Here is a 7923-nt window from a genome sequence, read left to right as displayed (position 1 = left end):
TCATGGGATTATTTATTTGCCCCCGCGTGTACTAAAACTCCGAGATTTTATCAACAGTGCAGCAAGCAAGTTTGCAGTTCCCGAAAAGAATGAATATAATTTGCTGTATATAAATTGGTCTTATCGAGATTTTCCATCTAACAGTTTTTTAGAGCCTTGGGCATTATTAACAAATGAAGTCAATGGAATACTGATGCATCCGAATATCGCAAACGCAATAGGTGTACATCCAGATGCATTAAAAAAGATCACGGCTATCATTGTATATACAGAATCCCTGGAAGGTCTTATGTTTTCGGACTTCAGATATGTATGGCAACGAAATGGCGTTGGTCCAAGATTTCGCATGTGGGTTCTGGATGAGGAACTTCGACATGCAGAACTTGAGGACAGATCTGATGTTTTGTTTAAGATTACAGGAATGAACCCGGATAAGGTCTGCAACCAAAGGCTAATGGCAACTCACTCGCCTTATCCAAGCGAAGACGAAATTTCAGTTTTATCCGAATTACTAAAGAACATAGACGATAATCTATTAACTTAGATATGTTTGTTTGACACTATAGACGCCTGAAAAGAGGGCCTCTCGTAAAAACATTTTACGAGAGGCCCTCTTTTGGTACGCCCGGCTGGATTCGAACCAGTGGCCTACAGAGTCGGAGTCTGTCACTCTATCCAACTGAGCTACGGGCGCATATTCACTTGCAGGGGATTTGCGCTGTATCTCAACTGGAACCGCCGGAAATGTCGGAGTCTGTCACTCTATCCAACTGAGCTACGGGCGCATGTAAAACGTGTCATCCACGCGTGCTTAATAGTATAGCAATCTTTTTCGAATTTGTAAAGCTTTTTGAGGAAATTTTTTTGTGTCAAAAAAGATTGTTAAAAAATTTGACAATTAAGGTGGAATGGGCTAAACTAACTTTTGAGAATATTTTAACAAGACCCTAAGATTCGGAGGGAATTGCATTGAAAAAGGAGAATATTTCAGACGCCGTCATTCGGCGGCTGCCCCGCTATTACCGCCAGTTGACGGATCTTTGCCGCCGGGGTGTCGTTCGGATCTCCTCCCACTCGTTGGGGCAGGAAATGAATATCACCGCTTCCCAGATCCGACAGGACTTCAGCTGCTTTGGAGAGTTCGGACAGCAGGGATATGGGTACAACGTTGAAGAATTGCGCTCGGAGATCGGCCATATCTTGGGCGTGGACAACGATCATCACCTCATCATGATCGGCGTGGGTAATCTGGGCCATGCGCTGCTGCAAAACTTTCCCTTCGCTTCCACCGGATTTTCTGTGGATGCGGCCTTTGATGTTTCCCCCGCAGTGGTGGGGTCTACCGTCAACCACGTCCCCATCCTGTCCCTCAATGATTTAGATGACTATATCCACACCCACACAGTAGATGTGGTGGTGCTCACCATCCCGCAATCTGTGGCACAGGATACCGCAAACCGCCTGATGAGTCTGGGGGTGAAAGGCTTCTGGAACTTTACAAACGTGGAACTCTCCAGTCCCTACCCCGATGTAAAATTTGAGAATATCCACTTTGCAGACAGCCTGCTGACCCTCAGTTACCGCATCGCCAACCGCTGATCCCGGCTGCTGGATCGGAAAGACGAAAGGATACATCATTTTCATGAAGAAATTCACCGTTCTTCTCGCCGCCTGCCTGGCGATTTCCGCAACGCTGATGCTGGCGCTGGCCGCTGGCGGAAGTTCCGGCGATCCTCTGGTTTCGCTTTCTCATTTGACCGGCACGTTTACCGATACGGTAAATAACCAGGTGGATCAAAAGCTGAACGCATCGGATCAGCAGCTTCTGGAGCAGCTCTCCAGCGGAGATCTCTCCTCCGCCTCCGCTTCCACTTGGGCAGAAACACGGCTCAAGCAGGGCGATGTGCTGGTTGGAACCACTGGAACCAACGTTCTGCTCCTGGCGGGCAGCGCCCATGTGACCTTCGCCTCCGGCGCTGTAATCGACGTCACCACTGGTACCGCTGTCTCCAGCGGCACGGCATTGGCGGCAAACCACCGCTATATGGTAGCGGAGGATACTACCGCCCAGTTTGCGGTCACCTCCAAAACCGCGGTACTGGATTATCAGGGTCCCTATTCCTTTACCTATTCCAGCGCTACGGACTACAATGCCATCGCCTCCGCTCTGAAGACCATCCATCTCTTCCAGGGCAGCTTTACCGGCTACGGCAGCGGCTATGATCTGGAGGTTTCCCCCACCCGTCTTCAGGCCCTTATTATGTTCATCCGGGTTCTGGGGGAGGAAAATGCCGCGCTGGCCTGGTCCGGCACCACCCCCTTTACCGATATCACTCCCGGCACCCAGGCCGCCCAGTATGTGGGCTACGCCTATGAAAAGGGATACACCAACGGCTATACCGCTACCACCTTCCAGCCCTCTTTGGGGATCACGGCCAACCAGTATGTGGAGTTCATGCTGCGGGCCCTGGGGTACAGCTCCTCCGGCAACACCAATCTGTCTGACACTCTGGATCGTGCCTGCGCCAGCGGCGTCCTCAACTCCAACGAGGCCGCTTCCCTGCGCAGCGGCACTTTCCTGCGGGCGGATCTGGTCTATGTCTCCTATTATGCCTTGGACGCCATGGTATCCGACGGCAGCGGCACTCTGGGCAGCGTTCTTCTGAACAAGGGCGTGTTCACCCGGCAGGAATGGACCGCTGCTCAGTCCCTGGTAACCAGCGGCCGGAAATAAGAGCCTCCCTTCTGTCACCACCTCCCCCCTGTTGCATACTATGGACTGAGGCCGGTCGGGCCGGCCTACGATATCTTAGGAGGTTCCGGTATGTGCAATAACGGTTTTGGTGGAGGCAACTGCTGCTGGATCATCATTCTGCTGATCGTTCTGTGGTGCTGCTGCGGCAGCGGCAGCTCCAACGGCTGCGGCTGTGGCTGCGGCAACAACAACGGCTGCGGCTGCAATCCCAACTCCTGCTGCTGAGCGTGCATAAGAATAACGCCCCGTGTCCATCCGGACACGGGGCGCTTCTTTTTATCCCAGGATCCCCAGATGTTCCAGTAAAATCTTGGCTCCCAACAAAATCAAAATCACACCGCCGGTGATCTCCGCCCGCTTTTGATAACGGGTGCCGAAGTAATTGCCGATAGCTACCCCCAGCAGGGAAATCACAAAGGTGGTCACACCGATCACAGCAGCGGCCTCCAGAATTACCACTTCCAAAAACGCGAAGGTGACACCGATGGCCAGAGCATCGATACTGGTCGCAATCGCCATGAGAAAAAGGCGCTTGAGATCCAGATGCTCTCCGGCGGAACAGCCGTCCTCCGCTTCCTCCTCCGGTGCAAACGCCTCCCGCACCATATTTCCGCCGATGATCAGCAACAGGAAAAACGCCACCCAATGGTCAAAACTCTGGATGTATCCGGCAAACTGAGATCCCAGCAGCCAGCCGATCACAGGCATCAGAGCCTGAAAGCCGCCGAAAAACAGCGCAATGACGGAAGCGTGCCGCCAGTTGAGCCGCGGCATGCTCAATCCCTGACACAGCGACACCGCAAAGGCGTCCATAGACAAGCTCACACCAATGAGCAGCAATTCCAAAATTCCCATATACTCCCCTGATTTCCTCTCACAAGATCACCGGAACCTCCCGCCGGATGGCAAGGCTCTCCGGCGTCACATCACAGTCCCAGGCACACACGTGCACTCCTGCAGCCGCTGCCTCCCGCAAAGCCTCACCGAAGGCAGGATGGGTGTCGTCATTGGGGGCCACACTGCGGACGTCTTTCATTTGTACCACAAAAAAGAGGGTAGCGTCAAGCCCGGAACGCACAGCCTTCTGCAGCTCCCGGATGTGCCGGACACCCCGCTCCGTAGGCGCATCCGGAAAGCGGGCAGCACCGTCCTCCTCCAGCGTTACCCCTTTGACCTCTACCAGATGACTTCCATGGGCCGTCTCCACGCAGAAGTCCAGCCGGGAATCCCCCCACCGGTACTCCGGCCAAAGGGATCGGGTGTCCGGCAGGAAGCGGCCGGCAGCGGCCCATTCCGCAAACACCCGGTTGGGGGCCTGGGCGTCCATATTGATCAGGCGGCTGCCCTTTTCCACCGCTATGAGATCATATGCTGTTTTCCGGGCAGGATTGTCCCCTTTTGCCAGATATACCGTGGCTCCCGGCACCAGCAGCTCCCGGCACCTGCCTGTATTTTTGACATGGACTGTCTCGATTCCCGCCGCAGTCTCCACATGGGCAATAAAGCGGTTGGGCCGGTCCAGAAATGACCCGCCAATGACATTCCGGTATCGCATGACGCCCCTTTCCTCCGGGATTTCCCCGGCAATGTGATATCTGATAAAAGAATAGCATACATCAAGTCTTGCGGGTTGCCAAGATTGAACCGGTCAACTCCTCAATTTTCGCCCTTTTTCACAGTGGATATCCGTCACCGGCTGGAATGTCAAAAATAATGCACAAATATTCAGTTGATTCTATGGTGAAATATGTTAAAATATAACTAAAACTTGTAAAGGAGGCAGCTATGGACTACAGCAGCGCATTTGTATGCGTGATGGGTATGGGAACGGTGTTCTTCGGTCTGGTCTGTCTGATCGGTCTGACGAAACTCATGAGCGTGATATGCGGCAAAGGGAAAACGGCCCCTGTCGCCTGCCGGAGCCCACAGGTCCCGCCGCCGGAACCCATCCGACCGGAGATGGTAGCCGCCATTTCCGCCGCCATTGCGGAAGATCTGGGGACGGACGTCACCGGCATCCGCATCCGCTCTATCAAGCGGCTGTAACTGGAAACCAGGAAGGGATTGGAGAAAGGTCAATGAAAAAGTACAAAGTCACGGTCAATGGTGTCCCCTATGAGATCGAACTGGAGGAACTGACGGGACCCTCCCCGGCGTCCGCGGCTGCTGCCACAGCCGCCCCCGCTGCTTCCGCCCCTGCCGGCGGTGAAACGGTAACGGCCCCCATGCCGGGAACCATCCTGTCTGTCAGCATTGCCCCGGGAGATCCGGTAAAGCGGGGACAGGTTTTGATGATCCTGGAGGCCATGAAGATGGAAAACGAGATCATGTGTCCCCGGGACGGCCGGGTAATATCCGTCAGCGCCGCCAAGGGTGCGTCGGTGGAGTCCGGCACGGTGCTGTGCGTCATCCAGTGACAGACTGGAGGGCGGTATGGAAGCGATCCTGAATTTTATCAACAGTACAGGTTTTTACCAATTCACCCAGGAGGGCAACTGGAAATGTCTCATTATGATCGGTATTTCCTGCGTACTGCTGTACCTGGGTATCGTGAAGAAGTTCGAACCGCTGCTGCTGGTTCCCATCGCCTTCGGCATGCTCTTGACCAACCTGCCGGGGGCGGAGATGTACCACGAGATTCTCTTTGCCGGGGGGCATATCCACTGGGATCTCTTCGGCGGCGCTGAAATTACCCAGGCCTTTCTGGACGGCCTTGCGGCAGAGGGTGTTTCAGACACGGTACTCGCCACCGTCACAGTAGGGCAGACCATCTCCGTGGGGCTCATTGACGTATTGTATCTGGGCGTGAAGCTGGGCATCTATCCCTGCCTGATCTTCATGGGTGTGGGCGCCATGACGGATTTCGGCCCTCTCATCGCCAACCCCAAGAGCTTGCTGCTGGGGGCCGCCGCACAGCTGGGCATTTTCATGACCTACGTAGGCTGCCGCCTGCTGGGCTTTACCGGCCCGGAGGCCTCCTCCATCGGCATCATCGGCGGTGCCGACGGTCCTACCGCCATTTTCGTTACCGTCATGCTGGCCCCGGCCCTGCTGGGCCCCATCGCGGTATCGGCATACTCCTACATGGCCCTGGTGCCGGTGATCCAGCCGCCCATCATGAAACTCCTCACCACGGAGGAAGAGCGCAAGATCGTCATGAAGCCCCTGCGGGAAGTCTCCAAGCGGGAGAAGATCGTCTTTCCCATCTTGGTGACGGTCTTTGTTGCACTGCTGGTCCCCTCTGCCGCTCCGCTCATTGCCTGCCTGATGCTGGGCAACCTCTTCCGGGAGTGCGGCGTTACCGAGCGGCTCAGCAAGACGGTGCAAAATGAACTGGTCAATATCGTCACCATCTTTCTGGGGGTCTCCGTGGGCGCCACCGCCACCGGCACCACCTTCCTCAGCCCCCGGACCCTGGCAATTCTGGCCATGGGCATCGTGGCCTTCGGCTTCGGCACCGCCGGCGGCGTGCTGCTGGCCAAGTTTATGAATCTGTTCCTCAAAGAGAAGATCAATCCCCTCATCGGCTCCGCCGGAGTCTCCGCCGTGCCTATGGCGGCCCGGGTATCCCAGAAAGTGGGCCAGGAGGCCAACCCCGGCAACTTCCTACTGATGCACGCCATGGGCCCCAACGTGGCAGGCGTCATCGGCTCCGCCATTGCCGCGGGCGTCCTCATCTCTTTGTTCGGGTAAAGGAGAATGGCTATGGAATTCTTATCCAAGACCCCCCTGTATCTCACCGATACCATCCTCCGGGACGCCCACCAATCCCAGGCGGCCACCCGCATGCGGCTGGAGGATATGCTCCCTGCCTGCGAAGTGCTGGACTCCATCGGCTACTGGTCCCTGGAGTGCTGGGGCGGTGCCACCTTCGACGCATGCATGCGCTTTTTAAAGGAGGATCCCTGGGATCGGCTGCGGCAGCTGCGCAGGGCTCTTCCCCACACGAAGCTGCAGATGCTCTTCCGGGGCCAGAACATCCTGGGCTACAAACACTACGCCGACGACGTGGTGGACGCCTTCTGCGCCAAAAGCATTGAGAACGGCATCGACATCATCCGGATCTTCGATGCACTCAACGACGTGCGCAACCTGGAGCAGGCCATCCGATCCACCAAGAAGTACGGCGGCATGGTAGAGGCTACCTTGTCCTACACCATCTCCCCCATCCATGACGAGGAATACTTCGTAAAACTGGCCCGGGAGCTGGAGCAGATGGGAGCCGACGTCATCTGCATCAAGGATATGGCAAACCTGCTGCTGCCCACGGCGGCCTATTCTCTGGTGAAACGCCTCAAGGAGACGGTATCTGTCCCCATCCACCTGCATACCCACAACACCACCGGCACCGGCGACATGGTATATCTCATGGCGGCTATGGCGGGGGTGGACATTGTGGATACCGCCCTCTCTCCCCTGGCCAACGGCACCTCTCAGCCCGCTACGGAATCCCTGGTGGCCACTCTCCAGGGCACTGTCCGGGATACCGGGCTGGACCTGAATAAAATGAGTGAAGCGGCTGCCCACTTCCGCAAAGTTGCCCAGCGGCTCAAGGAGGAGGGATCCCTGGATCCCAAGGTGCTGAATGTGGATACGAACACTCTCCTCTATCAGGTACCAGGCGGCATGCTCTCAAACCTCATCTCCCAGCTCAAACAGGCTGGAAAAGAGGATCAATACTATGAAGTTCTGTCCGAGATTCCCCGGGTGCGGGCGGACTACGGCTACCCGCCTCTGGTGACCCCCTCCAGCCAAATTGTGGGCACCCAGGCGGTAATGAATGTCATCACCGGGGAACGGTATAAGACCTTCACCAAAGAATCCAAGGCCATGCTCCGGGGAGAGTACGGAAAACTTCCCGGCACCGTGAACGAGGATGTCCGGGCCAAGGCCGGTATCTCTCCAGAGGAGGTCATCACCTGCCGCCCGGCGGATCTTTTGGAGCCGGAGCTGCCCAAATACCGGGAGGAGTTCCGGGACATTGCCAAAAGCGACGAGGACGTTCTCTCTCTGGCTCTGTTCCCCCAGGTAGCCCCCAAGTTCCTCGCCTGGCGGGACGGCCCCCATGAAGCATCGGTATCCCCCAAGCCCTCTGCACCTTCCGACGCTGACACCGTCCGGGAGCTGTACGTGGAATATCAACCTTAAATCTAAAAAAGAGAGACACC

Annotated in this window: 9 protein-coding genes, 1 tRNA gene and 1 pseudogene; 8 read left to right on the top strand and 3 right to left on the bottom strand. The window is 56.1% G+C overall.

What is annotated here, in order from left to right; all coding sequences use genetic code 11:
* Positions 1-544, top strand: a pseudogene (locus tag ACT67G_RS07645) (hypothetical protein); the annotation flags it as partial.
* Positions 545-617: 73 nt separating this feature from the next.
* Here the strand turns inward: ACT67G_RS07645 and ACT67G_RS07640 are convergent.
* Positions 618-694 (bottom strand) — tRNA-Arg (locus ACT67G_RS07640).
* 275 nt (positions 695-969) lie between these two features.
* Between ACT67G_RS07640 and ACT67G_RS07635 the strand changes: the two genes are divergently transcribed.
* The 3 genes from ACT67G_RS07635 (at position 970) to ACT67G_RS07625 (ending at position 2980) form a co-directional block, all read left to right on the top strand.
* Positions 970-1599, top strand: a complete 630-nt coding sequence (locus ACT67G_RS07635) for a redox-sensing transcriptional repressor Rex (RefSeq protein WP_325246982.1) — start codon at positions 970-972, stop codon at positions 1597-1599.
* A gap of 43 nt (positions 1600-1642) precedes the next feature.
* The gene (locus tag ACT67G_RS07630) at positions 1643-2734 is read left to right on the top strand and encodes an S-layer homology domain-containing protein (protein WP_443663856.1); all 1092 of its coding nucleotides are present in this window, start codon (positions 1643-1645) and stop codon (positions 2732-2734) included.
* Between the two features lie 90 nt (positions 2735-2824).
* Positions 2825-2980, top strand: a complete 156-nt coding sequence (locus ACT67G_RS07625; RefSeq protein WP_443663855.1) for a hypothetical protein — start codon at positions 2825-2827, stop codon at positions 2978-2980.
* Between the two features lie 51 nt (positions 2981-3031).
* On the opposite strand, the gene ACT67G_RS07620 is transcribed toward ACT67G_RS07625, so the two are convergent.
* Together ACT67G_RS07620 and sfsA are read right to left on the bottom strand one after the other, a co-directional pair.
* Positions 3032-3610, bottom strand: coding sequence for a manganese efflux pump MntP (locus tag ACT67G_RS07620; RefSeq protein WP_325246985.1), 579 nt, complete (start codon positions 3608-3610; stop codon positions 3032-3034).
* Positions 3611-3629: 19 nt separating this feature from the next.
* Complete coding sequence (gene sfsA, locus ACT67G_RS07615) at positions 3630-4310, bottom strand: DNA/RNA nuclease SfsA (RefSeq protein ID WP_443663854.1); 681 nt, start codon at positions 4308-4310, stop codon at positions 3630-3632.
* Positions 4311-4540: 230 nt separating this feature from the next.
* Between sfsA and ACT67G_RS07610 the strand changes: the two genes are divergently transcribed.
* From ACT67G_RS07610 to ACT67G_RS07595, 4 genes are read left to right on the top strand one after another with little or no spacing between them, the layout of a single operon-like run.
* Positions 4541-4801, top strand: coding sequence for an OadG family protein (locus ACT67G_RS07610; RefSeq protein ID WP_443663853.1), 261 nt, complete (start codon positions 4541-4543; stop codon positions 4799-4801).
* Between the two features lie 32 nt (positions 4802-4833).
* On the top strand, positions 4834-5172 hold the full coding sequence (locus ACT67G_RS07605) for a biotin/lipoyl-containing protein (RefSeq protein ID WP_325246988.1): 339 nt from the start codon (positions 4834-4836) through the stop codon (positions 5170-5172).
* Positions 5173-5188: 16 nt separating this feature from the next.
* Positions 5189-6448 (top strand): sodium ion-translocating decarboxylase subunit beta, encoded by a 1260-nt coding sequence (locus ACT67G_RS07600; protein ID WP_443663852.1) that lies wholly within the window; start codon positions 5189-5191, stop codon positions 6446-6448.
* A 6-nt stretch (positions 6449-6454) separates the two neighbouring features.
* Entirely contained in the window at positions 6455-7903 is a 1449-nt protein-coding gene (locus tag ACT67G_RS07595) for a pyruvate carboxylase subunit B (protein WP_443663851.1), read from the top strand.
* The last annotated feature ends 20 nt before the right edge of the window (positions 7904-7923 follow it).

Origin of the sequence: Dysosmobacter sp. (assembly GCF_052306735.1) — a bacterium.
In the GTDB taxonomy this organism is placed as follows: Bacteria; Bacillota; Clostridia; order Oscillospirales; family Oscillospiraceae; genus Oscillibacter.
This window is presented reverse-complemented; position numbering and strand designations above follow the sequence as displayed.

Bases quoted from the DNA above. Each gene is read 5' to 3' on its own strand.
- ACT67G_RS07595 (WP_443663851.1), top strand. From the start codon at position 6,455: ATGGCTATGGAATTCTTATCCAAGACCCCCCTGTATCTCACCGATACC.
- ACT67G_RS07605 (WP_325246988.1), top strand. From the start codon at position 4,834: ATGAAAAAGTACAAAGTCACGGTCAATGGTGTCCCCTATGAGATCGAA.
- ACT67G_RS07600 (WP_443663852.1), top strand. From the start codon at position 5,189: ATGGAAGCGATCCTGAATTTTATCAACAGTACAGGTTTTTACCAATTC.
- ACT67G_RS07610 (WP_443663853.1), top strand. From the start codon at position 4,541: ATGGACTACAGCAGCGCATTTGTATGCGTGATGGGTATGGGAACGGTG.
- ACT67G_RS07625 (WP_443663855.1), top strand. From the start codon at position 2,825: ATGTGCAATAACGGTTTTGGTGGAGGCAACTGCTGCTGGATCATCATT.
- ACT67G_RS07630 (WP_443663856.1), top strand. From the start codon at position 1,643: ATGAAGAAATTCACCGTTCTTCTCGCCGCCTGCCTGGCGATTTCCGCA.
- sfsA (WP_443663854.1), bottom strand. From the start codon at position 4,310: ATGCGATACCGGAATGTCATTGGCGGGTCATTTCTGGACCGGCCCAAC.
- ACT67G_RS07620 (WP_325246985.1), bottom strand. From the start codon at position 3,610: ATGGGAATTTTGGAATTGCTGCTCATTGGTGTGAGCTTGTCTATGGAC.